The sequence below is a fragment of the Martinezella hainanensis genome (assembly GCF_900094555.1).
Classification (GTDB): Bacteria; Pseudomonadota; Alphaproteobacteria; order Rhizobiales; family Rhizobiaceae; genus Rhizobium; species Rhizobium hainanense.
This window is the reverse complement of sequence record NZ_FMAC01000005.1, coordinates 130629-154329: the sequence shown is the minus strand read 5'-3', so window position 1 is coordinate 154329 and position 23701 is coordinate 130629. Positions and strand designations below refer to the sequence as shown.

Here is a 23701-nt window from a genome sequence, read left to right as displayed (position 1 = left end):
TCTCTTCCAAAAAGGATTCGTTCAATGTCCGTAACCGCCCGCAAACAGGAAGCCGCCGTTGCGCAAGCGCCTGCTCCTGCAAAGAGCCATGTCGTGACATTGGCGGCTCGTCCCACCCGTCGCATTGAGCCCCGCCGCATCGCAGCTTCGGTCTTGCGCAACGTCCTGCCGCCGCTCGTGGTCCTGGTGCTTCTACTCGCTGTCTGGCAGCTGCTCTGTGAGCAGCCGGGCGCCAGCCTGCCGCCGCCATCGCAGGTCTGGCAGGAGAGCTATGACCTCATCGTCTACCCCTTCTTCTACAATGGGCCGCAGGATATCGGGCTTGCCTGGCGCGTGCTCGTCTCCCTGCAGCGCGTCGCCTATGGCTTTGGCCTTGCCGCTGTCGCCGGCGTGCTGATCGGCGCGGTGATCGGGCAATCGGTCTGGGCGATGCGCGGCCTCGACCCGATCTTCCAGGTGCTGCGCACCGTGCCGCCGCTTGCCTGGCTGCCGCTCTCGCTCGCAGCCTTCCAGAATTCCAACCCGTCGGCGATCTTCGTGATCTTCATCACTTCGATCTGGCCCGTCATCATCAACACGGCGGTCGGCGTGCGCAACATTCCGCAGGATTATCGCAACGTCGCCAAGGTATTGCGGCTGAACCAGATCGAATTCTTCTTCCGCATCATGATGCCGGCGGCCGCCCCTTACATCTTCACCGGACTGCGCATCGGCGCCGGGCTTTCCTGGCTTGCGATCGTTGCCGCCGAAATGCTGACCGGCGGCGTCGGTATCGGCTTCTTCATCTGGGACGCGTGGAACTCCTCGCGCCTGCCCGACATCATCGTGGCACTCGCCTATATCGGCGTCACCGGCTTTGTCCTCGATCGTCTGGTCGCAGGCCTCGGCGCCGTCGTGACCCGCGGCATGACGAGCAACTAAGGAGACCCCAATGAGCGCCTACCTGAAGCTCGATCATATCGACAAATATTTCGATCGCGGCGGCCAGCGGGCCGAAGTCCTGAAGGGCATCGAACTCGTCATCGACAAGGGCGAATTCGTCTCGATCATCGGTCATTCCGGCTGCGGCAAGTCGACCCTGCTCAACCTCATCGCCGGACTGACGCCGGTTTCTGCCGGCGCGGTGCTGCTAGAGAACCGTGAAGTCAACGCGCCCGGCCCGGATCGGGCCGTCGTCTTCCAGAACCATAGTCTGCTGCCTTGGCTGAGCGTCTACGAGAACGTCAATCTCGCTGTCTCGAAAGTGTTTCGCGGCACCAAGACCAAGGCCGAGCGCCATGACTGGGTGATGCGCAATCTCGATCTCGTGCAGATGGCACATGCCAAGGACAAGCGCCCCTCGGAAATTTCGGGCGGCATGAAACAGCGCGTCGGGATTGCCCGGGCGCTTGCCATGCAGCCGAAGATCCTGCTGCTCGACGAACCCTTCGGGGCGCTGGACGCGCTCACCCGCGCTCATCTGCAGGATGCGGTGATGGAAATTCACGCTCGCCTCGGCAGTACCATGGTGATGATCACCCACGACGTCGACGAAGCGGTATTACTGTCCGACCGCATCGTCATGATGACCAATGGCCCGGCCGCCCATATCGGCGATATTCTTGAAGTGCCGATCCCGCGTCCGCGCAACCGCATCGAGCTTGCGTCCGACCGAACCTACCTCAAATGCCGCGAAGCTGTGCTGAAGTTCCTCTACGAACGCCACCGCTTCGTCGAAGCCGCGGAGTGATATCATGACCCAGAAACTCGTCATCATCGGCAACGGCATGGCGCCAGGGCGCATGCTGGAGCATCTGCTGGAAAAGGCGCCCGACCTTTATGAAGTCACGATCTTCAACGCCGAACCGCGCGTCAACTACGATCGCATCATGCTGTCGCCGGTGCTATCAGGCGAAAAGGATTTTGAGCAGATCATCATCCACGGCGACGGCTGGTACATCAAGCATGGCATCACCCTCTACAAGGGGCACAAGATCGTCGCCATCGACCGGGTGGCAAAGACGGTCACCTCCGATCATGGCGTGACCGAGAGCTACGACAAGCTCGTCATCGCAACCGGCTCCGTCCCCTTCATCATTCCGGTTCCGGGCAAGGAACTGCGTGGGGTCATCACCTATCGCGACCTCGATGACGTGCAGGCGATGCTGCTTGCCGCCCAATCGCGCGAAAAGGCCGTTGTCATCGGCGGCGGCCTGCTTGGTCTCGAGGCGGCCGCCGGCCTCAGCCTGCGGGGCATGGATGTCACAGTTCTCCATGTGCAGCCGACACTGATGGAGCGCCAGCTCGATCCGGCCGCCGGCTATCTCCTGCAAAAGGCCGTCGAGGAGCGCGGCATCAAGGTCATCACCAAGGCCAACACCAAGGCGATCATCGGTGACGGCAAGGTCGAGGGGATCGAACTCGACGATGGGCGTGTGATTCCCGCCACGCTCGTCGTGATGGCTGTCGGCATCCGCCCCAATATCGGCCTCGCCAAGGAGGCCGGCATCGCCGTCAACCGCGGCATCGTCGTCGATGACGGGATGCAGACCTCGGACGGCAGCATCATGGCGCTTGGAGAATGCGCCGAGGTCGGCGGCATGGTCTATGGCCTCGTCGCGCCGCTTTACGAAATGGCGCGGGTCGCTGCCTGGCATCTGGCAGGCGACACGAGTGCCGGCTTCGTCCACTCGGACACGCCGACAAAACTCAAAGTCACCGGCATCGATCTGTTTTCGCTCGGCGACTTCGCCGATGGCGACGACCGCGAGGAGATCGTTCTGCGCGACGCGGCAGCCGGGGTCTACAAGCGCCTGGTCTTGAAGGACAACAAGATCATCGGCACCGTGCTCTACGGCGAGACGGCCGACGGCGCCTGGTTCAACGACCTGAAGAAGAAGGCGACCGATATCTCGCAGATGCGCGAGACCCTGATCTTCGGCCAGGCCTATCAGGGAGGGTCGCCGCTGGACCCTATGGCGGCCGTTGCAGCCTTGCCGGATGATGCGGAAATCTGCGGCTGCAACGGCGTCTGCAAGGGCAAGATCACCTCGACCATATCCGCCAAGGGCCTGACCTCGCTCGACGATGTGCGCGCCCACACGAAGGCTTCGGCCTCCTGCGGCTCCTGCACCGGCCTCGTCGAACAGCTGATGTCGATCACGCTTGGCGATGCCTATAATCCCAAAGCCGTGCAGCCGATGTGCACCTGCACCGAACTCGGCCATGACGATGTCAGAAGGCTCATAAAAGCCAAGGGGTTGAAGACCATTCCTGCCGTTATGCAGGAACTTGAATGGAAGACCTCCTGCGGCTGCGCCAAGTGCCGCCCGGCGCTGAACTACTACCTCGTCTGCGACTGGCCGGACGAATATGCCGACGACTACCAGTCGCGTTTCATCAATGAACGCGTGCACGCCAACATCCAGAAGGACGGCACTTATTCGGTCGTGCCGCGCATGTGGGGCGGCGTCACCAGCTCGAACGAACTGCGCGCCATCGCCGATGTCGTCGACAAATTCGAGATACCCATGGTGAAGGTGACGGGCGGTCAGCGTATCGACCTGCTCGGCGTGCAGAAGGAGGACCTGCCCGCCGTCTGGGCCGACCTCGGCAAGGCCGGCTTCATTTCAGGCCAAGCCTATGCCAAGGGCCTGCGCACGGTGAAGACCTGCGTCGGCTCCGACTGGTGCCGCTTCGGCACGCAGGATTCCACCGGCCTCGGCATCCGCATCGAGAAATTCATGTGGGGCTCCTGGACACCGGCCAAGCTGAAGATGGCCGTTTCCGGCTGTCCGCGAAACTGCGCCGAGGCGACCTGCAAGGATATCGGCGTCATCTGCGTCGATAGCGGCTTCGAAATCCACTTCGCCGGTGCGGCCGGTCTCGACATCAAGGGCACCGAAGTGCTTGGCCTGGTCAAGACGGAAGACGAAGCGCTCGAGCATATCGTGGCGCTGACGCAGATGTATCGCGAGCAGGGTCGCTATCTCGAGCGCATCTACAAATGGGCCAAGCGCATCGGTCTCGACGAGATCCGCCGCCAGATCATGCAGGATCAGAAAAAGCGCGAGGCTTATTACGAGCGCTTCGTTTTCAGCCAGAAGTTCGCGCAGGTCGATCCCTGGTCGGAGCGTGTCTCCGGCAAGGACAAGCATGAATTCCGGCCGATGGCGACGGTTGGCTTCCCGCAGGCCGCCGAGTGAGGAGAGCAACATGAATTGGGTTGAAATCGGCGATATCTCGGACATTCCTCTGCGCGGCGCACGCTGCGTAAAAACCCCGCAGGGCAAGATTGCGGTATTCCGCACCGCCGACAACGAGGTCTTCGCCATCGAGGATCATTGCCCGCACAAAAGCGGGCCGCTTTCCCAGGGGATCGTTCACGGTACGGCCGTGACCTGCCCGCTGCACAATTGGGTGATCTCGCTCGAAACCGGCAAAGCGCTGGGAGCGGACCAGGGCCAAGTGCGGACCATTCCCGTCCGTAACGACGATGGCGCTCTCTTCATCGCGCTCGAAAGCCTGATGATGGCGGCGGAGTGAGGATGTTGGTGCGTGGGAGAATACCCCCCTCTGTCCCTTCGGGACGTCTCCCCCGCAAGGGGGAAGATCATATGGAGCCAGTATCGCCAAATTCTTCGCTTTGGTTTGATGGAGGCCGCCTCTTGCTCCGACCAATCTCCCCCCTTGTGGGGGAGATGTCAGTGAAGCTGACAGAGGGGGGTATCCCACCGCATCTCCTGAGCTGTTTTGCGGAAACCCCCCATGGCCGCTGAAACCAAAACCACCTGTCCCTATTGCGGCGTCGGCTGCGGCGTGATCGCCAGGGTCGACGATGACGGCAAGGTTTCCGTTAAAGGCGATCCCGATCATCCTTCGAACTTCGGACGTCTGTGCTCGAAGGGTTCGGCGCTCGGCGAAACCGTCGATCTCGACGGCCGCCTGCTCTATCCGGAAATTGCCGGCGAGAGGGCAAGCTGGGATGAGGCGCTTGATCTCATGGCAAAACGCTTCGGCGAGACGATTGCCGAGCATGGACCGGACGCAGTTGCCTTCTACGTCTCCGGCCAGCTGCTGACGGAGGATTACTACGTCGCCAACAAGCTGATGAAGGGCTTCATTGGCTCGGGCAATATCGACACGAACTCGCGGCTCTGCATGTCGTCCTCGGTTGCCGGTCACCGCCGCGCCTTCGGCGCAGACACGGTGCCGGGCACCTACGAGGACATCGAGCTTGCCGACCTTGTCATCCTCACCGGCTCCAATCTGGCCTGGTGCCATCCGGTCATCTATCAGCGGCTGGCGGCCGCAAAGGCGGCGCGGCCGGCGATGAAGATCGTCGTCATCGACCCGCGCCGGACCATGACCTGCGATATCGCCGATCTGCATCTGGCGATCCGACCGGATGGAGACGTTGCTCTTTTCCTGGGTCTTTTCGAGCATCTGATCACAAGCAATGCTATCGACCAGAATTACATTGCCGAACACACCAATGGCTTTGCCGAGACTTTCGCCGCCGCCAGCTCGCTGTCGTTCAACCGCATGCTTGAACTGACCGGCCTGCCCGCCATGCAGCTTCGCGAATTCTACCGGCTGTTTGCCCAAACCGACAAGGTCGTCACGTGCTACAGCCAGGGCGTCAATCAATCCTCGTCCGGCACCGATAAGGTCAACGCCATCATCAATTGCCATCTCGCGACCGGCCGCATCGGCCGGCCCGGCATGGGACCATTCTCGCTGACCGGCCAGCCGAACGCCATGGGTGGACGCGAAGTCGGCGGCCTTGCCAACATGCTGGCCGCTCACATGGCGATCGAGAGCGCTGAGGATCGCGACCGGGTGCAACGCTTCTGGCAGTCGCCGCGGATCGCCGTCAGGCCGGGATTGAAAGCGGTCGATATGTTTCGCGCTGTCGCCGATGGCCGCATCAAGGCACTGTGGATCATGGCGACCAACCCGGTCGTCTCGATGCCGGACGCCGATGCTGTCGAGGCGGCCATCAAGGCCTGTCCCTTCGTCGTCGTCTCCGACGTCCTGCGCGAGACGGATACGACGCGCCACGCGCATGTGCTGCTGCCCTCGCTCGGCTGGGGCGAAAAGGACGGCACCGTCACCAATTCAGAACGGCGGATCTCCAGGCAGCGGCAATTTCTGGCAACGCCTGACGAAGCCAGACCAGACTGGTGGCAAATGGCCGAGGTCGGCCGCCGGATGGGATTTTCCCAAGCCTTCTCCTTTCAGGCGAATGCCGAGATCTTCGCCGAGCACGCAAGCCTCTCCGGTTTCGAAAACGAGGGCAGCCGCGACTTCGACATCGGCGCTTATGAGGCGATCGCGCTGGAGGAATATGACGCGCTACAGCCTTTCCAATGGCCGCAGCCTGCCGGAACGTCGCCGAAGCTCACGCGCTTTTTTGCAGCTGGCGGGTTCTATCACCTCGATCGCAAGGCGCGCTTTGTCGCCATCGAGCCACCGGCAAGCGATCGAACCGACAGCCGCTTTCCGCTCACCCTCAATACCGGGCGCGTTCGCGATCACTGGCACACGATGACGCGCACAGGCAAGAGCGCCCGCCTGTCTGGCCATATTGCCGAGCCCTTCGCCGAGATCCACCCGCGCGACGCGATCGAGATCGGCATCGCGGAAGCGAGCCTGATCGAGATCGAGAGCCCACATGGCCGGGTGATCGTTCGCGCTCTGGTGACGGAGCGGCAGGCACGCGGCAGCCTGTTTGTGCCGATGCACTGGAACGACAGCTTTGCCGCCAAAGCCCGTATCGACGCCGTGGTCGCCCCGGTCACCGATCCGGTTTCGGGCCAGCCCGCTTCGAAGAATGTCGCAGTTCGCGCGCATCGCTTTCAGGCATCGCATTATTGCTTCGCAGTCTCCGCGGCAAAGCCGCGCAATCTCGACTGCGCCTATTGGGCACTCGCCAAGGCAGACGGGGGCTGGCGGACCGAGCTTGCATTCGATAGGGCGCCGGACGACTGGATCGGCTGGTGCCGCTCGACATTCGATATACCAGCCGATCTCGAGCCGCTCGGCTATGCGGATGAGGCTTCCGGAGATCTGCGCCTCGCCTTCTTCGATGGCGAACAGCTGCTTGCCGCTCTCTTCGTTGCCCGGCAGCCGGTTGCGGTGGCACGAAACTGGGCGATCGCGCAGCTCGCGGCGTCGCATAGCGATCTGAGGAAGAGATTTGCTCTGATCGCAGGCAGGCCAGGAGCCGATACGATCGACGCCGGTGCGACGGTCTGTTCCTGTTTCAGCGTCGGCGTCAATCAGATCGTCGCTGCCATTCGGGGCGGCTGTCACAGCGTCGAAGCCGTCGGCAAGAAGCTTAACGCCGGGACCAATTGCGGTTCCTGTCGAGCCGAGATCCGTACGATCATAGACGGCTGTCTCGCCGCGACGGCGGCGGAGTGAGTGGTTGGTATCATAGGCGATCACTCATCGCAGACTCCGGTTCCACCTCATCGTCCTTGGTGCTAGAACTATTGAAAATAGCTGCATGATTTCGCTTTCCTTTTACACTCGGGGGAGGATGGGAGCGGATGGAGATCGAAGTCCACAAGGTCCAACTCAGCTACGGCGCTGAACCTGGCATACGTTTCGCCGTCCTTCTCGACGGCAATGGCGGATGTCGTGACATCGGCGCGGCCGGCCTGCAGAGCTGGAAGCCCGCGGACGGAATACTCTGGGTTCATCTGGAGCGTGATCATGACGCCGCCGCAGCCTGGGTAACGCGAAGTGGCGGTTTCGATCCCCTTGTCGCCGATGCGCTCCTGGAGGATGAGTCGCGGCCGCGCGTCGAGCCGGTCGACGACGGCTTGCTGATCATCCTTCGTGGTGTCTGCGCGGCCCCGCCCGAGGATGCCGAAGAGACAGCCGAAGATCTGGATCTCGTTCCCCTGCATGCCTGGGTAGATGAAAACCGTGTGGTGACGCTGCGTGACAGCGGCCATTACATCACCGCGCTGCGCGACATTCGCCAGGCGCTGGAAAAGGGCAAAGGCCCGAAGCGCACCGGCGAGCTGCTTGCGCTCGTCAGCGATAAACTCGTGAGGGACCTGGAACCCGTTCTTGATCAGATGGATGAGGAAGTTGACGAGCTGGATGAACTGATCTTCCACGGCGAGGCCGCCGAAGTCCGCGAACGCCTGAAGCTGCTTCGCCGGCGTGCCGTGCAGCTACGGCGCTATCTTTCACCGCAACGCGATGCCCTCAACCGCATCGAACACGACGACGCTCCCTGGCTTGCCGAGCGCGACAAGCTTCGCATGCGCGAGGTCATCGACAAGCTGATGCGCTGCATCGAGTATCTCGACGCAATCCGCGACCGCACGGGCATCCTGCACGACGACCTGTCGACCGTCATCAGCGAGCGCATCGCGCGCAATTCCAACCGGCTTGCGGCGCTTGCCGCCCTGCTCCTGCCGCCGAGCGTCGTTGCCGGCCTTTTCGGCATGAATGTCGGCGGCATTCCAGGCGTCAACGATACCTGGGCATTCATCATCATCGTCGTGCTGGTCGCCGTCACCTCCATCGTCACCCTCTATATTCTGAAGCGCATCAACTGGCTCTGACTGCAACGGAACCGCGAATATGCCCGCGACGTTCCTATCAAGTCTCGTGAAGGGATTGATGTCATGCGCCGACAAGCATGCCTTCTTGCAGTCCTCGCAGCGATCTGCGCCGCGGTGCCCACTTACGCCGACGAAAGCGGATTTCTAAAGCCGCTGAACGGCAATTGGACGGGAACCGGCAAGGTGCTTCGAAAGATCGGCGGCCCGCCGATCAATGTTTCCTGCAAGTTCAATATCCGCGCACCCGGTACATCCATTTCTATGCAGGGGACCTGCCGCGGCCTTCTCGTTATCAGTCGTGCGATCTCGGCCCAACTCACGGCGAGCGGAAACCGATATTCGGGCACCTATACCGGTCCATCCGGTGCGACGTCGCAGCTATCAGGCGGCAGGCAGGGCAATGTCATCAATCTCGCAGTGCGCTGGACGCGCCTCGTCAATGGCGATCGCGATGCCAGTATGACCATCCGCCGGCAGGGCAGCAGCCAGCTGACGCTCCGGACCATCGACAAGGATCTGAGCTCGGACAAATCGGTCGTAACAAGCGAGATCAATCTTCGGCGTCAATAGCATTCCAAGCTTCGTTTTCGCCGATTGGGGCGATTATCCTCTAGCTCTTTATCTCAACAAGGAACTGCCAATCGAGACATCAAAGGCACCACTCGAGCCGAGGGCCTGGATCGCTTGACTTTTGGGACTCCATATGAGAACATAAAGTGAACAAATGGAGATATCCATGACCAAGGCAGAACAAGTCATCGAACGTGCAATGACCTTTGTCGCTGTCTCGAAGGCCCTTCGGGAGCGCGAACAGGAACGGCGCGCCACATGGACGCGCCGGGTTGAAATCAGCCGGCCGCTACCGCCCTTGCCGCGCGCCGTTCAGCTCTCGTTGAAACTCGACAGCTGACTTGGTGGGGATGGTACAGCACCCGGCAGGCTGTGAAGCGCCCGCCTTTCGGCGGGCGCATGACCTTCGAGCTGCTTAGGCCTTGAAGAAGGCAAGCAGATCCGCGTTGATGACGTCAGCATGGGTGGTCGCCATCCCATGCGGTAAGCCATTGTAGACCTTCAGCGTGCCGTTCTTCAGGAGCTTGATGGAAAGCTCGGCCGAGTCTGCGATCGGAACGATCTGGTCGTCGTCGCCATGCATGACGAGCGTCGGGACTTCGATCTTCTTCAAGTCTTCGGTGAAGTCTGTTTCCGAAAAAGCCTTGATGCAATCGTAATGAGCCTTGGTGCCGCCCATCATACCCTGGCGCCACCAATTATCGATAACGCCCTGGGAAACAGCAGCGCCGGGACGATTGAAACCGTAGAACGGTCCGGCCGGAATATCGCGGAAGAACTGAGCGCGGTTGGCAGCCAGTGCCGCGCGGAAACCGTCAAATACTTCCAACGGCAAGCCGCCGGGATTCTTGTCGGACTTGACCATGATCGGTGGCACGGCGCCGATCAGCACGGCTTTGGAAACACGGCCATGGCCGCCATACTGGGCGACATAGCGGGCAACTTCGCCGCCGCCCGTCGAATGGCCGACATGGATCGCGCCCTTCAGGCCAAGATGCTCGGTCAGCGCTGCGACGTCGGCAGCATAAGTATCCATCTCATTGCCAGTAGCCGTCTGGCTGGAGCGACCGTGGCCGCGGCGGTCGTGGGCGATGACGCGGTAACCCTGATGAAGGAAAAATAGCATCTGAGCGTCCCAATCGTCTGAGCTCAGGGGCCATCCGTGATGGAAGACTATCGGCTGGCCCGTTCCCCAATCCTTGTAGAAGATCTGGGTGCCGTCCTTGGTGGTGATCGTGCTGCTGCTCATTGTGTCCTTACCTTTCGAAGTTGATTGCTTTGTAGAGGCTTGTGCAGGTTGAGCGAAGGGGCTGCCAGCTGCAGCGGCCGCAAGGCCAAGTCCGGCTGTCATGACACCCCGACGGGTAGCTTGAGGGATCGACTGGCTCATTTCAATCTCCACTTAAATTTATCGTGCGATTCATTATCGCGACATCAATACACTTAGCGCCTTTCGCCACTCGTGTCCATATAAAAATTATCAAACAATTATTTGTCGCGATAACAAATTGAAGATAGTGAATGGTTTCATAGGCCTACGAAGCTACATTGGTTCATTGAACGAGAGTTTCGAAGGCAGATGCGGCCCAACTGCGCATGGTAATTACTGCATAGGCTTATCAACGAAATGCGCAATCGCGAACTGCGCGACGCGTTCGTTCGACTTCCTCGCGTCGTCGAGCCAGAATGGAAAAATCTGCCATTGATGGATCATCCCCGGCCAGACTTCCAGGCTCACATCGCCGCCCGCCTGACGTACCTTGTCAGCGAACCGCGAGATGTCATCAAGCAGCGCCTCGCGAGCGCCGACCTGAATCAACAGCGGAGGAAACCCGGAGACATTGCCATATAGCGGCGATATGTCGGGATCGACGAGAGGACGGTCACGCGCGACCGCATCGTGGATGAGGGTCAGCTCGGCCTTGTTCATGAAGGGATCGCTGGCGGCGTTGGCGGCCAGGGAGGCCCCTGTTGCGGCAAAGTCGGTAATCGGGCTCATCGCAACCACCGCAGCCGGAAGCGCACCACTCAGCCTAAGCTGGTTCAAAACGACCTCGATGGCCAGAGTTGCACCGACCGACTCGCCGACAATAACGATGTTGCCGGCCTTGTATCCTGATGTCAGAAGCCAGCGATAGGCGGCAATGGCATCATCTCTTTGCGCGGGAAAGCGATTTTCCGGCGCGAGACGATAGTCGATCAACAGGACGTCGGCCGAGGCCGCCTTTGCGAGCGCACCCGCTATATTGGCGTGCGTCCGAAGGGAGCCGCTATAGAAGCCGCCACCATGCAAATAGAGAATGGCACGCCGCCCGATCGGATGATGCAGCCGTGCGGGCCAGATCAGATCACCATCCACACCGTTGGCGTCGACACGACGTATCTGCACACGCGCCGGACCTGGCGTCGATGCCATGAGCTTCTCGAAAGCGGAGCGGCGTTGCAACAGATCGGCTCCGGACACGGCACCGCTGTCACGCAAAGTGCCGATCAGCTTCTCGATCTGCTCGCTGGAAGCCTTCGTTTGCGGTGCGATCTCGGAGGTCTCCGCGGCTGCGACCCGCGATATCGACCCGAGGCTTGCGCCCACCAGAACGGTCATTGCCACGAGGAAACAGGATATGCAGCGAAATGATCGGAACTCGTTCATCAAATGAGCCTTTTCCCCGCAAGGCCGTGGACGATATCGTGAGACCACGGTCGCAGAAAAGCTATTTGTGTCAAGTATGATGGGCGAGGTGTAACCGGAATTCCATTCATCCTCCCGCCCATCATTGCCTCGACACGATCAACCTATGATCGCCTGCCTATCGGTGCTCCGTTTCATTGAAGTGACAGTGCCGGTGGACAAGTCGACGTTCATTCAGGCTCATGTCCGGCTGCCGCAAGACGAGCGATGATCGCCTGCCGCGCCATCCTTGAGCCGGCAAGGCGCTCCTTGGTTCTGGCCAATACCTCAAAGCTGGCCTTCTCGGGCAACCCGGAATGAAAGGGCGGCTCTGGCGCGTATTCCAGCGACAACTGGATCGCTTCGGCTTCCTCCCGACCGCGCAAGGCGGCAACAATCGTCAGGCCGAAATCGATACCGGCCGTAACGCCACCTGCGGTGAAGAGATTGCCATCCCGCACGACGCGTCCCGGCGTGACAATGGCTCCGAAACTCTCGAGGAAATCCAGCGCATTCCAATGGGTCGTGGCCTTCTTGCCCTTGAGCAGTCCAGCTGCGCCGAGAACTAGAGAACCGGTACACACCGATGTCACGAAGCGAGCCTGGGCCGCCTGTTCCCGAATAAAGCTCAGGACGGTCGCATCCTCCAGCAGCGCATTGACGCCAACACCGCCGGGCACGCAGATCACGTCGAGCGGCGGGCATTCGGCGAACGTCGTTGTCGGCTGCAACACCAGCTTCGTCGCCGAAACAATCGGTGAGGCATCCTTCCAGACGAGATGAATCTCCGCATCATCCATCGAGGCAAATACCTCATAGGGCGCGGTCAGATCGAGTTGCTGGACCTTGGGAAAAGCAAGCAGGCCGAAGCGAATGGTCATGAGATGTCTCCGATGATTGACTTTTCCAAGTCTATGCGACAACGATCTGGCATATTTGCCAAACCACCGTCATTTCTTGCCAATCATGCGCCGCATCGAAATTCTTGCCTTTGACAACGCCCAGCTGCTCGACATCACCGGTCCGTTGCAGGTTTTCACCAGCGCCAATGAGGCGACGCATGAGCCGGACCAGCCGAAACCCTACAAGGCTATCGTGGTTGCGGAAAACACGCAGACCCAAACGAGTTCAGGTCTCTCGCTCATCACTACGCCGCTCACCGATACCGATACTCCGCTCGACACCTTGATCATCGCCGGCGGCTGGGGCGTCAATAAAGCCTGCGAGAACCTCGAGCTGATCGAATGGGTGCGCCGACGAGCCGCGAATGCCCGTCGGATAGCTTCCGTCTGCAGCGGCGCTTTTCTGCTTGCGGAAGCCGGCCTTTTGGACGGGCGCCGGGCAGCGACCCATTGGAACCGTTGCAAGGAATTCACCAAGCGCTTCCCGCAAGTGAAGCTCGAGCCGGATCCGATCTTCGTTCAGGACGGGCGGATCTGGAGTTCTGCGGGCGTGACTGCAGGCATCGATCTTTCCCTCGCCCTGGTCGAGGCCGATCTTGGCCGCACGCTGGCGCTGTCGGTTGCGCGCGAGCTTGTGGTTTTCCTGAAGCGGCCGGGCGGCCAGGCGCAATTCAGCACGGCACTGCAACTTCAGGAGGGTGGCCAACGCTTCGACCGCCTGCATGGCTGGATCATGGACAATCTGCGTGCCGACCTCTCCCTGCCGACGCTTGCCGAACAGGCGAAAATGAGCGCACGCAGCTTCTCGCGCCATTATCTGAAGGCGACCGGGCGGACACCTGCCCGCGCCGTGGAAGACATCCGCATCGAAGCGGCCCGCCGCCTTCTGGAAGAAGGCCTGACCGTGCATCAGGCACGCATGCGCTGCGGCTACAGTTCGGAAGAAACCATGCGCCGCAATTTCATGCGGAAATTCGGGACGACACCACAGGCATTCCGCGACCACTTCGGTTAGGCGGCCGCCACGAGCAGCAGCTTGCGATCGGTTCAATAAACAAGGCCGCGTGCAACGCAAAATCGCCACTAATCGGTCAATAGTGCTCAGTGCATGCAACAAGCACTCCCAAGCACGGTGTCCAATGTCTCGCTCTCAAGATCTTTTCAAGAAGTCCGTTTTTCTCGCCACACTTCTGATGATCGCAAATGCAACCCAGGGACAGGCAGCTCCTACGTCGCACGGTCCATGGGATGCGCCGGTTTCAGCCGGCAAGACGCAGATGGCATTCCGGTGCCCGATGGCACCGCAGTTGCCCTCTACCCTCAAGGTCTCGGACTATTATACGGACGCTGCGCACTCGATCATCGATCCGGTTCGCAAGCAGGCCTACGATCAGGCTACTCGCAGTCTCCGTTCGACGGCGCGCTCGGTTGTCGACATGGCCGATCACTATCGAAGTGATGGCAACGAGGCGGAGGCGGCTTGCGTCGCAAGCTTCCTCGACGGCTTTGCCACCCACGAGGCTCTTTCGGACAGTGCCGCAACGAACCAGGCGGTCTATGTTCAAGGATGGATGCTCGGTTCCTTTGCCGTCGCCTGGCTCAAAATCCGTGCAGACGACACCATCCCCAACGACGAACGATCGCGGATAGCCGGTTGGCTTGCCGATGTGGCCTCGCGCAACATCGCCTATTACCAGCCCCGAAGCGACAAGAGCGACGGCCGCAACAATCATCGTTACTGGGCAGGGTTCACGGCAATGGCCGCCGGAATTGCCGCCAACCGCAAAGACCTGTTCGATTGGGGCATGGACAGCTTCAAGATCGGCGCGAGCCAGATCCAATCGGATGGAACCCTGCCCCTGGAGATGGCCCGGCGTTCGCGGGCGCTTCACTACCATATCTTCGCAGCCGCTCCCCTCGTCACTCTGGCGGAGATGGCCTCCGCCAACGGGGTCGACCTCTACGCGGTCAATGACAATGCCCTGTCCCGCCTCATGCAAAGCGTCGTCACCGGCATCGATGACCCGTCCTTCTTCGCTGAAAAGGCAGGTGTAAAGCAGGAGACCACGCCACTTCACGCCGATGACATCGCGTGGGCAACACCGTTCGAGCGCCGTTTTCCAAATCCCGCACTTGCCGCACTGCTGAAGAAACTGACGTCACGCAGCGTCGTCTATCTCGGCGGTCTCCCGGCAAGCTGAATGAAGGCTGCCAGCCAGAGGCTACTGCTGTCTTTTCGCCGGCATGAGAGCCGCTTAAGCTTGGGCGACTCAACATGCGCGGAAAGCGGAGAAGACAATGACGACACATCGTTTCGTTCCGAACACCTACCACAATGTCATCGGCTCGCTGCCGCCGGCCCTGCATGTCTCCGACGGCGATACCGTGGTTACCGAAACGCTCGATGCCGCCGGCTATGACAAGCACGATATTCGCCAGATCTCCGGCCCAAATCCGATGAACGGGCCGATCTTCGTCGAGGGCGCTGAGCCGGGCGATTCCCTCAAGGTCGAGATCCTCGCGATGGTGCCGACGCGCGATACGGGCTTCACGCGCAGCGTGGTCGCCGCCAATGTCGTCGATCCGCAGGACGTCCGCATGCTGCCAGCAGGCGAAAAGGCGATCTGGCAGATCGACCGTCAGAGCCTGACGGCACGGCTCGCCGAACCCGTGGCAGGTCTCGAAACCCTTACCCTGCCGCTCGCTCCGATGATCGGTTGCTTCGGAGTCGCGCCATCGCTCGGTCAGGCGATATCGACAGCGACCAGCGGCGAATTCGGCGGCAACATGGACTATCGATTGCTCGGGCCGGGCACGACCATCTGGTTTCCTGTATCGGCGCCCGGCGCGCTCTTCTTCCTCGGCGATTGCCATGCAGTACAAGGCGACGGAGAGATCGTCGGCACCGGCATCGAGACCACCTTCGAGGTGACGGTACGCCTCAGCGTCGAAAAGAAGAAGGCAATCGTCTGGCCGCGGGGCGAGACCGCTGAGGATATTTTCACCATCGGCAATGCCCGGCCTCTCGACCAGGCGCTGCAGCACGCCACCAGTGAAATGCTGCGCTGGCTCGGCTCCGATTATGGCCTCGACAGGACTGCCGCCAGCCATCTTCTCGGTCAGGTCGTACGCTACGATGTCGGCAACGTCTTTGATCCTGCCTACACCATGGCCTGCCGTGTCTCGAAATCTTGGCTGAAGCGCCGATAGAGCCTCAGCCTGATATCAGCCTGCATCCTGTGACAGGTCGCGCCGCTGGCGCGACACATTGCTCTCCTGCCGCTCGCGCGCCATGCGGCTGACGGCGGCACGCAGCTGCGGATGCCGCGACATGAACAGATTGAAGTCGCGGCGATCAAGCACGAAGAGCTGACAGAAATCGACGGCAACGACGTCGGCTGTGCGGCGTGCGCCCGTCAGCAGTGCCATTTCGCCGAAGAAGGCGCCGGCGGCGAGCGGGATTTCGTCGTCTTCCAGCTGCACTTCGACGGCGCCCGAAGCAATGAAGAACATGCTGTCACCGCGATCGCCGGTTCTAATCACCCGATCGCCCGGTGAGGCCGATCTCGGGCGGAAGAGCAGCAGAAGCTCTTCGTGCTCGTTATCATCAAGCTCGGCAAACATCGGGAAAGTTTCGATGAGCTGCTCGATCTCGAGATGATGCTGGCGATCGCGTTCCTCGCGCTGTTTGTTGATCGCGGTCAACTGTCGGCGCAGGCCTTCCTGCTTGGCCATGCCGTATTTGTTCGCCAGGAACGGCCAGCGGGCGAACGCCCAGTGCTCCAGCTTTTCGGTGGCGTAAAAGGCGAGCGGATTGAGCGTGATCGAGAGGATCGCGCCGGCCAAGATGAGATCCTGTCCTTCCCGCGTCAACAGCCCGAGCGAAACGCCGAGCCCTGCGAGAATGAAAGAGAATTCGCCGATCTGCGCCAGCCCCGCTGCGACAGCAAAGCCGATGCTGGCGGGATAGCGCAGCAGCAGCACAACGCCAAAGGCGATCAGTGCCTTGCCGAGCATGATCAGCGCCAGCACGCCGATGATCATCAACGGTTCGCGGATCAGAACCGTCGGATCGAAGAGCATGCCGACAGACACGAAAAACAGGACCGAAAAGGCATTCTGCAACGGCAGGGAGTCGGCCGCCGCCCTGTGGCTGAGATGGGATTCACTCATCACGAGGCCGGCAAAGAAGGCGCCGAGCGCAAAAGACACGCCGAAGATTTCCGCCGCACCAAAGGCGATGCCAAGGGCGATCGCCAGAACCGACAGCGTGAACAATTCGCGCGAACCCGTGCGCGCAACCGAGGTCAGAAGCCACGGTACAACACGCGGGCCGATGAAGATCGCGACCGCTGCAAAGGCTGCGACCTTGAGGAGCGTCATGGCAATCGTCAGCCAGATCGAACCGGAAGCGGCATGTCCACTGGCATCCCCGTGCCCACCCAGAACGCCGGCAAAGGCTGGCAAGAGCACGAGTGCCAGCACCATCGCCAAATCCTCGACGATCAGCCAGCCGACGGCGACGCGGCCATTGGTCGAACTCACGAGATTGCGCTCTTCCAGCGCCTTCAAAAGCACGACGGTGCTGGCAACGGCAAGGCTGAGGCCGAAGACCACGCCGGCGCCGACACTCCAGCCCCATAGTGAGGTCAAGCCCACACCGAGCAGCGTCGCGATCGCAATCTGACCGATGGCACCGGGAATGGCGACACCTCGTACCGCCAGCAAATCCGCAGCAGAAAAATGCAGGCCAACTCCGAACATCAGCAGGATGACGCCAATCTCCGCCAGCTGCGATGCCAGAGAAACATCAGCTACGAAGCCCGGCGTGGACGAGCCTATGATGACACCGGCCACCAGATAGCCGACCAGCGGCGGCAGATGCAGCCTGTCGGCCAGATAGCCGAAAATGGCCGCGAACACGAAGCCCGCGGCAATCAGTGCGATCAATGCAACGTCGTGCGGCACGGCAGTCCTTCCCGTTTCACGGCGTCAAAGCCTGTTTCCCTGAAAGGCTACCTAGCATCGCTTTTGCTGGGCCGTCTACGGGGTGATGTGAAACCTTAGGGAAAACATCGCCTTGCCAATACGGAACGCCAATAAAGGGCTTGAGGCAAGGCGATGTGACAGCGAACGGCTATTGGTCGAGAATGATCTGCAACTTGACGTCTGTCGGGCGTGCTTCGACGGCGCGATCGAAGGCCTTGATGGAATCCTCGAAATCGAAAGTTTCGGAGATCAGAGGCTTGAGATCGACACGGCCGGAAGCAATCAGCGCGATGGAACGCTCGTACTGATGCGCGTAGCGGAAAACCGTCTCGATGCGGATCTCTTTGGTCGATGCGGTCGAAACGTCGAGCCCAACCGGATTGACCGGCAGGCCGACGGCGACGATCACGCCGCCCGGTCGCGGCAGCGCCATGACTGTTTCCCAGGCCTTCGGCGAGCCCGAGCATTCGAACACGACGTCGGCGCCCCAGCCTTCGGTCAGACGGTCGACTTCCTCGACGAGGTTCTTCTCGCGAATATTGACGGGAATGACGCCCTGATACTGCGCGGCGATATCGAGCTTCGGCTGGGCGAGATCGGCAACGATCGCCCGCGCACAGCCGCCGGCAAGCGCTGCGACCGCCACCATGATGCCGATCGGGCCGGCACCAAGCACGACGGCCGTATCGCCTGGCGTAATGCGTGCCTTGGTTGCCGCCTGCATGCCGACGGCAAAGGGCTCGACCATCGCTCCTTCCGCAAAGCTGACATTATCAGGCAGCTTGAAAGTATAATTGGCCGGATGCACGACGAAGGGTGTCAGCACGCCGTGGATCGGCGGCGTCGCCCAGAAGGTGACGGCGGGATCGACATTGTACATGCCGAGGCGGCTGGCCTTGGAATTGGCATCGGGAATGCCGGGCTCCATGCAGACGCGGTCTCCGACCTTCAGATGCGTCACGCCTGCGCCGACTTCGACGACGGTCCCCGCCGCCTCGTGCCCCAGCACCATCGGCTCGTTGACGATGAAGGGGCCGATCTTGCCGTGGGTGTAGTAATGCACATCCGACCCACAAACGCCGACCGTATGGATCTTGATCTTCACCTGACCCGGCCCGACCTCCTGCGGCAGATCGATATCGCGGATCGCCAGTTCATGTTGACGCTCCAAAACCAGGGCGCGCATCTTGCTCATTGACTTTTCCTCTTTTCCAAAGCAGCCCGCGTCCCGCTGACACAGGGACGAAATCCTTGTCCGTTATACCGTGTGGGCCAAGATCACAAAACGCTCTTTAGGCCCCGCAGATGAAGTTCCGTGGCCCTCCCAGGTCAGCAAAACGTCCTTCATCCGCGAAATATTAGAAGATACTTATTATTTAGCTCGCTATTGCCGATATTGACTGACGTTCCATTTCTTGCCTTTCTAATAATCAAGGAGAAGGAGGGGCTCATTATGGCAGTATACGATTGGACCGGTCAGCGCGCCCGCCGGATGAAGATGGTGCGCGCGGCAAGCGTCGCAATGCTTCTGATCATCCTGATGGCGATACCCGCGATATTGCTGCACTACAATCTCATCCAATATCCGTACTGACCGCTTCGGAAAGAGACATTGTTACGCCGCCTTCTTCGTGCCCTGCTTCGGCTTGCGCGACACGTTGTCGCCTGCCTTGCGGTCAAGCGGCAAGCAATCCAGCACAGCGAGTAGTGCGATGATGCCGAGCAGCACGAAGGCCAGGCGGAACTCGATGGCGACGATGCCCCCTGCTCCGAGCGGTTCGCTGATTGCCTGCCCGATGCGGATGCCGATGGCGCCAACTGCAATGCCCATGCCCATTGTCAGCTGAAAGACGGTGCTGAACAGCGTGTTGGCACCCGTCATCTGCTGCGGCGGGATATCGGCGAACGCAATCGTATTGAGTGCCGTAAAATGCATCGAGCGGCACATGCCGCCGATGAACAGCACCGGCACGATAAACCAGAGCGGCGTGTCGGGCGAAAACAGTGCACAGGCGGCGATGAAAACAGCATTCAGAAGACCGTTGACGATCAGCACAGGCTTGAAACCAAAGCGGCGCAGAATGGGCGTCGTTGCCGGCTTCATCGCCAGATTGCCAGCAAAAACGGCGAGCGTCAGCATACCGGCATGAAAGGCGCTGAGCCCGAATCCGACCTGAAACATCAACGGCAGCAGGAAGGGCACGGCACCGATGGCAGTGCGAAACAGCGATCCGCCGGAGATGGTAATAGCGAACGTCGGCAGTTTCAGCCCCGAGAGATCGATGAGCGGATGCTTGGTGCGGAGAAAATGAAGGACGGCGACGGCCAGCAGGACAAAACCGACGATCACATAGGTCCAGGCTTCCAACCAGATTGGATCGGGGCGCCCGATCAGTTCCAGCCCATACATCAGGCTTGCAAGCCCTATGCCGCTGACGACGAAGCCGATCCAGTCGAAAGGCGGGCGTGCCGTGCTCTTCGTTTCCGGAATGAGCATGAGCGAGAAGACGAATGCCAGAATGCCGAGCGGCAGGTTGAGGAAGAAGATCCAGCGCCAGCTCGCATGGTCGGTGATGAAGCCGCCGAGCGGCGGCCCAAGGATCGGCGCTACCAGCGCCGGCCAGGTGATCGTCGCAATGGCCGAGATCAACTTGTCCTTCGGCGTATTGTTCAAGACCACAAGACGGCCCACCGGTACCATCATCGCCCCGCCAATGCCCTGCAGGATACGCATCGAGACGAAGGAACCGACGCCATTGGCGAAACCACAGAGGACGGAGGCGAGCGTGAAGATGACGACGGCAGTCGTAAAGACCAGGCGCGCGCCGAAACGATCGCTGATCCAGCCGCTGATCGGAATGAAGACACCGAGGGTCAGAAGATAGGCACTCATGCCGATATTGAGGTCAACCGGGCGGGCACCGAAGGACAAGGCCATTTGCGGCAATGCGGTCGCGATGACCGTGCCGTCCAGATTTTCCATGAAGAAGGCACCTGCCACAAGCAATGCAATCAACAGCGAACGAGAGCCCGCTTCCTGCACATCCTCCCTCTGCCCACGCGTGGACATGTCGTTCATCGATCAGCTACTCCGAATCCGCCTCGCATCCCGAATGCATTTAACCGGTTCGGTAACGTTTACGATAGGCCGAAATCGCTTCGGCAATCGATTGAGCGATCACGTTTCGCTTGGCAGTCGGGACACAATTTGATTGTCGGGCGTGCTTCTTTCGATGCCCCAGGTAAAGCGACATCTCTGTGAGTTCACAGCCGCAAATTGCTCTCTCGATCCATGCCAGTAGGCACGGACGCGCAAGACATGCTAGGGTTTCGCCGCGACATGCCGCAAAAAGGACGACAGGATCAGCACCGGAACACTATGGAACAGCCTCAAACAAGCCGAGACACCAGCGTGAAGCTCTCCCCAACCGAACTTCAGCCGACGATTGTTCTCACAACGGCGCACCAATAAGGAACGAGAGCCCCGCATAATGAAACATGGCCAGGACGCAATGACCTCTAGGGCTACCCCGGAGTCGAAACTGATCGTAACGCAGTCGCCTTTCGATGCCTTTGTGCGAAAATACGGCACGATCCCGCGACGCGGCGTCTTCGGCTATTTCGTCCACGAACTCGGCCGCCGCATCGTCAGCGGAGACTATCCGGTTGGCGCGACATTACCGAACGAACCCGATCTGGTCGAACAATTCGGCATCAGCCGCACCGTCATCCGCGAAGCGATGAAATGCCTTGCCGGCAAGGGATTGGTGGAAATCAAGACCCGCGTCGGCACCCGCGTCAAGGAACGCTCCAATTGGCATCATCTCGATACGGATGTCATGGTCTGGTATTACGAGACCGGCCCATCGGTCGAAATCATGCGATCGATCAAGGACCTGCGACTGGCGCTCGAGCCGGAGGCAACCGCGCGCGCGGCACTCCGCCGCACCGAGAGCGATATTGCCGCAATCAGCTCCGCCTACGAGGAAATGGCGTCCACCATCGGCGACGTCAACAGCAACGCCGATGCCGACCTGCGCTTTCATACGGCGATCTTCGCCGCCACGCATAACATGATCTATTCGCAATTGATCGATCTGATCGCCGTCGGGATCTACGCCAACCGCACGCTTTCGGGCCATGAAGACATAGCCGAGGGGCAAAAACGCTCCCTGCCCCTTCACAAGGCCATCCTCGACGCGATCATCGCTCAGGACGCGGACGCCGCCATCAAGGCATCCAGAAACCTGCTCGATGCGTGGCTTGCCCGCGATTATGGCTTCTGACGCGCCGCATCTTGCCCCTCCGGGTTAGTGCGTTATCGCATCCTGGGCATCCGCCTTGGGCATTGACGATCCGCGACCGGCGTCACGCGTCACCGGGATGAGCCAGATGGTCGCGCAGGTCGTCAAGGCAACGATGACAACGCCCCAGAAGCTCCAGTGCAGCGCGGCATCGAAGACGCCACGGATCGCGGGATCGCCGACGAGGTCGGAGAGGCCGGTCGGCTGGTTGAGGATGTCGTGAAGCCTTGCCGCCAGTTCTCCGCTGCCGTAATGGGCGATGCCGACATTCATGATCGCGCCGAGCGCGGTGGCGCCAAGCGTATTGCCGAGGCTGCGCGAGAAGATGATCGACGCAGTGGCACTGCCGCGCATCGACCACTCCACGCTTTCCTGCACCAACACGACACTGGTGAGGCTGATGAGGCCCATGCCGAAGCCCATCAGGAACGAGCCGATCCCCGCGATCACCGGGCTGCTCTCCGGCGTCAGAAACAGCAGGAAGAATGAACCGAAGGGAAACATCAGGCTGCCGGCGCGCAAGGTTGTGCGGATGCCGAAGGTGCGGAAGAAGCGGCTTGCGAGCATGACGGCGAGCGGCCAACCGACGATCAGCATGGTGAGCGTGAAGCCGGCCTCCAGCGGCGAGCGGCCGAGTACGCCCTGCACATAGATCGGCAGGACCGTGGTCAGGCCGATCAGGGCCATGCCGGCGAGCAATGTCGCGGCGTTGCTGGTCGCGATCAGCCGCTGACTCCAGAGCGCGATCGAAATAATCGGCTCCGGCGCTCGCCGCTCCTGCCACAGGAACAGGACACCAGTGACGAGGAAGACGATTGCCAGGGGACAGAGAACGGCAAATCCGGCATCGGTCTCCGTCAGGATGACAAGCAGCGACACGATCGAAATCGAAAACAGGATCGTGCCGAGATAGTCGATCTTCGCCTCGCGAGGCGTGATGGATTCATGCAGAAAGACCATGAAGCCAGCAATGGCAAGCACGCCAAGCGGCAGGTTGATCCAGAAAATCCAGGCCCAGGAGAGATTGTCGACGATGATGCCGCCGGCAAGCGGGCCGATGACGGCGGAGATCGCCCAGACACTGGCGAGCGCGCCTTGCACCTTGGCACGCTCTTCCAGTTTGTAGAGATCGCCGACGACGGTCATCGTGACCGGCTGGATGGCGCCGGCACCGAGACCCTGCAGCAGCCTGAAGACGATGAGCGAGGCCATCGACCAGGCGAAACCGGCCAGCGTCGAGCCCACGAGAAAAATGATGATGCCGCCGATCAGCATGGGCTTGCGGCCGAAAATATCGGAAAGTTTGCCATAGATGACCGTGGTGGTGGACTGCGCCAGCAGAAAGGCGGAAAAGACCCAGCTATAGTAGGTGAAGCCACCGAGTTGGCCGACGATGCGCGGCATGGCCGTTGCGACGATGGTGGCTTCGATGGCGACCATGAAGGTCGCAAGCATGATCGAGACGATGACCAACGGGCGTCTCGAACGATCGACCGTGCTGGACATGGCATTCCTTTCTGACTGCTGCACCCGAGATCAAAAATGCACAAGCCGCCATAACGGCCATGGTCGAGCGCTTAGCTGGTGGGATCAAAGTCTAGGGACGAGACGATTGGAGGGCCAGAGCCGGCTGAATCGCTATGATAAGCTTTGCATATTGATGCGGGTCGATGTCAACCATTTAAACGCGAGCATATTCTG

At 60.6% G+C, this 23701-nt stretch carries 20 protein-coding genes; 13 read left to right on the top strand and 7 right to left on the bottom strand.

The window, feature by feature from the left end; translation table 11 throughout:
- Positions 1-24: 24 nt before the first annotated feature.
- The 8 genes from ntrB (at position 25) to GA0061100_RS34885 (ending at position 9477) form a co-directional block, all read left to right on the top strand.
- Complete coding sequence (ntrB, locus tag GA0061100_RS17345) at positions 25-921, top strand: nitrate ABC transporter permease (protein ID WP_075853957.1); 897 nt, start codon at positions 25-27, stop codon at positions 919-921.
- A gap of 10 nt (positions 922-931) precedes the next feature.
- Positions 932-1729: an ABC transporter ATP-binding protein gene (locus GA0061100_RS17340; RefSeq protein WP_075853956.1), complete on the top strand. Its 798-nt coding sequence runs from the start codon at positions 932-934 to the stop codon at positions 1727-1729.
- Between the two features lie 4 nt (positions 1730-1733).
- Positions 1734-4184, top strand: a complete 2451-nt coding sequence (nirB, locus tag GA0061100_RS17335; RefSeq protein WP_075853955.1) for a nitrite reductase large subunit NirB — start codon at positions 1734-1736, stop codon at positions 4182-4184.
- Positions 4185-4194: 10 nt separating this feature from the next.
- Positions 4195-4524 (top strand): nitrite reductase small subunit NirD, encoded by a 330-nt coding sequence (gene nirD, locus GA0061100_RS17330; protein WP_075853954.1) that lies wholly within the window; start codon positions 4195-4197, stop codon positions 4522-4524.
- A 222-nt stretch (positions 4525-4746) separates the two neighbouring features.
- The gene (locus GA0061100_RS17325) at positions 4747-7407 is read left to right on the top strand and encodes a nitrate reductase (protein WP_075853953.1); all 2661 of its coding nucleotides are present in this window, start codon (positions 4747-4749) and stop codon (positions 7405-7407) included.
- 128 nt (positions 7408-7535) lie between these two features.
- Positions 7536-8567: a CorA family divalent cation transporter gene (locus GA0061100_RS17320; protein ID WP_075853952.1), complete on the top strand. Its 1032-nt coding sequence runs from the start codon at positions 7536-7538 to the stop codon at positions 8565-8567.
- A gap of 63 nt (positions 8568-8630) precedes the next feature.
- A complete protein-coding gene (locus GA0061100_RS17315) occupies positions 8631-9137 on the top strand; it encodes a hypothetical protein (RefSeq protein WP_075853951.1) in 507 nt (168 codons plus the stop codon).
- A 166-nt stretch (positions 9138-9303) separates the two neighbouring features.
- Positions 9304-9477, top strand: a complete 174-nt coding sequence (locus GA0061100_RS34885; RefSeq protein ID WP_015342656.1) for a hypothetical protein — start codon at positions 9304-9306, stop codon at positions 9475-9477.
- Positions 9478-9552: 75 nt separating this feature from the next.
- Here the strand turns inward: GA0061100_RS34885 and GA0061100_RS17310 are convergent, their stop codons facing one another.
- The 3 genes from GA0061100_RS17310 to GA0061100_RS17300 form a co-directional block, all read right to left on the bottom strand.
- Positions 9553-10386: an alpha/beta fold hydrolase gene (locus tag GA0061100_RS17310; RefSeq protein ID WP_143525457.1), complete on the bottom strand. Its 834-nt coding sequence runs from the start codon at positions 10384-10386 to the stop codon at positions 9553-9555.
- 354 nt (positions 10387-10740) lie between these two features.
- Entirely contained in the window at positions 10741-11739 is a 999-nt protein-coding gene (locus tag GA0061100_RS17305) for an alpha/beta hydrolase (RefSeq protein ID WP_075854305.1), read from the bottom strand.
- A 257-nt stretch (positions 11740-11996) separates the two neighbouring features.
- Positions 11997-12686 (bottom strand): DJ-1/PfpI family protein, encoded by a 690-nt coding sequence (locus GA0061100_RS17300; RefSeq protein WP_075853949.1) that lies wholly within the window; start codon positions 12684-12686, stop codon positions 11997-11999.
- 85 nt (positions 12687-12771) lie between these two features.
- Between GA0061100_RS17300 and GA0061100_RS17295 the strand changes: the two genes are divergently transcribed.
- The 3 genes from GA0061100_RS17295 to GA0061100_RS17285 all read left to right on the top strand — a co-directional run bounded on the left by GA0061100_RS17295 (position 12772) and on the right by GA0061100_RS17285 (position 15917).
- Complete coding sequence (locus tag GA0061100_RS17295) at positions 12772-13722, top strand: GlxA family transcriptional regulator (RefSeq protein WP_075853948.1); 951 nt, start codon at positions 12772-12774, stop codon at positions 13720-13722.
- A gap of 124 nt (positions 13723-13846) precedes the next feature.
- Positions 13847-14908: an alginate lyase family protein gene (locus GA0061100_RS17290; protein WP_075853947.1), complete on the top strand. Its 1062-nt coding sequence runs from the start codon at positions 13847-13849 to the stop codon at positions 14906-14908.
- A gap of 97 nt (positions 14909-15005) precedes the next feature.
- Positions 15006-15917 carry an acetamidase/formamidase family protein gene (locus tag GA0061100_RS17285; protein WP_075853946.1) on the top strand — a complete coding sequence of 304 codons (912 nt, stop codon included), beginning with the start codon at positions 15006-15008 and terminating at the stop codon, positions 15915-15917.
- Between the two features lie 15 nt (positions 15918-15932).
- Here GA0061100_RS17285 and GA0061100_RS17280 read toward each other — a convergent pair whose 3' ends face one another.
- Both GA0061100_RS17280 and GA0061100_RS17275 read right to left on the bottom strand, forming a co-directional pair.
- Complete coding sequence (locus GA0061100_RS17280) at positions 15933-17675, bottom strand: cation:proton antiporter domain-containing protein (RefSeq protein WP_075853945.1); 1743 nt, start codon at positions 17673-17675, stop codon at positions 15933-15935.
- A 169-nt stretch (positions 17676-17844) separates the two neighbouring features.
- Entirely contained in the window at positions 17845-18891 is a 1047-nt protein-coding gene (locus tag GA0061100_RS17275; RefSeq protein WP_075853944.1) for an NAD(P)-dependent alcohol dehydrogenase, read from the bottom strand.
- A 258-nt stretch (positions 18892-19149) separates the two neighbouring features.
- Here GA0061100_RS17275 and GA0061100_RS34695 point away from each other — a divergent pair, with 258 nt between their 5' ends.
- On the top strand, positions 19150-19290 hold the full coding sequence (locus GA0061100_RS34695; RefSeq protein ID WP_159444792.1) for a hypothetical protein: 141 nt from the start codon (positions 19150-19152) through the stop codon (positions 19288-19290).
- Positions 19291-19311: 21 nt separating this feature from the next.
- Here GA0061100_RS34695 and GA0061100_RS17265 read toward each other — a convergent pair whose 3' ends face one another.
- Complete coding sequence (locus GA0061100_RS17265; protein WP_208621552.1) at positions 19312-20775, bottom strand: DHA2 family efflux MFS transporter permease subunit; 1464 nt, start codon at positions 20773-20775, stop codon at positions 19312-19314.
- A 433-nt stretch (positions 20776-21208) separates the two neighbouring features.
- Between GA0061100_RS17265 and GA0061100_RS17260 the strand changes: the two genes are divergently transcribed.
- The gene (locus GA0061100_RS17260) at positions 21209-21982 is read left to right on the top strand and encodes a FadR/GntR family transcriptional regulator (RefSeq protein WP_244557864.1); all 774 of its coding nucleotides are present in this window, start codon (positions 21209-21211) and stop codon (positions 21980-21982) included.
- Between the two features lie 24 nt (positions 21983-22006).
- Here GA0061100_RS17260 and GA0061100_RS17255 read toward each other — a convergent pair whose 3' ends face one another.
- Positions 22007-23506: an MDR family MFS transporter gene (locus GA0061100_RS17255; protein WP_075853941.1), complete on the bottom strand. Its 1500-nt coding sequence runs from the start codon at positions 23504-23506 to the stop codon at positions 22007-22009.
- Positions 23507-23701: the final 195 nt, after the last annotated feature.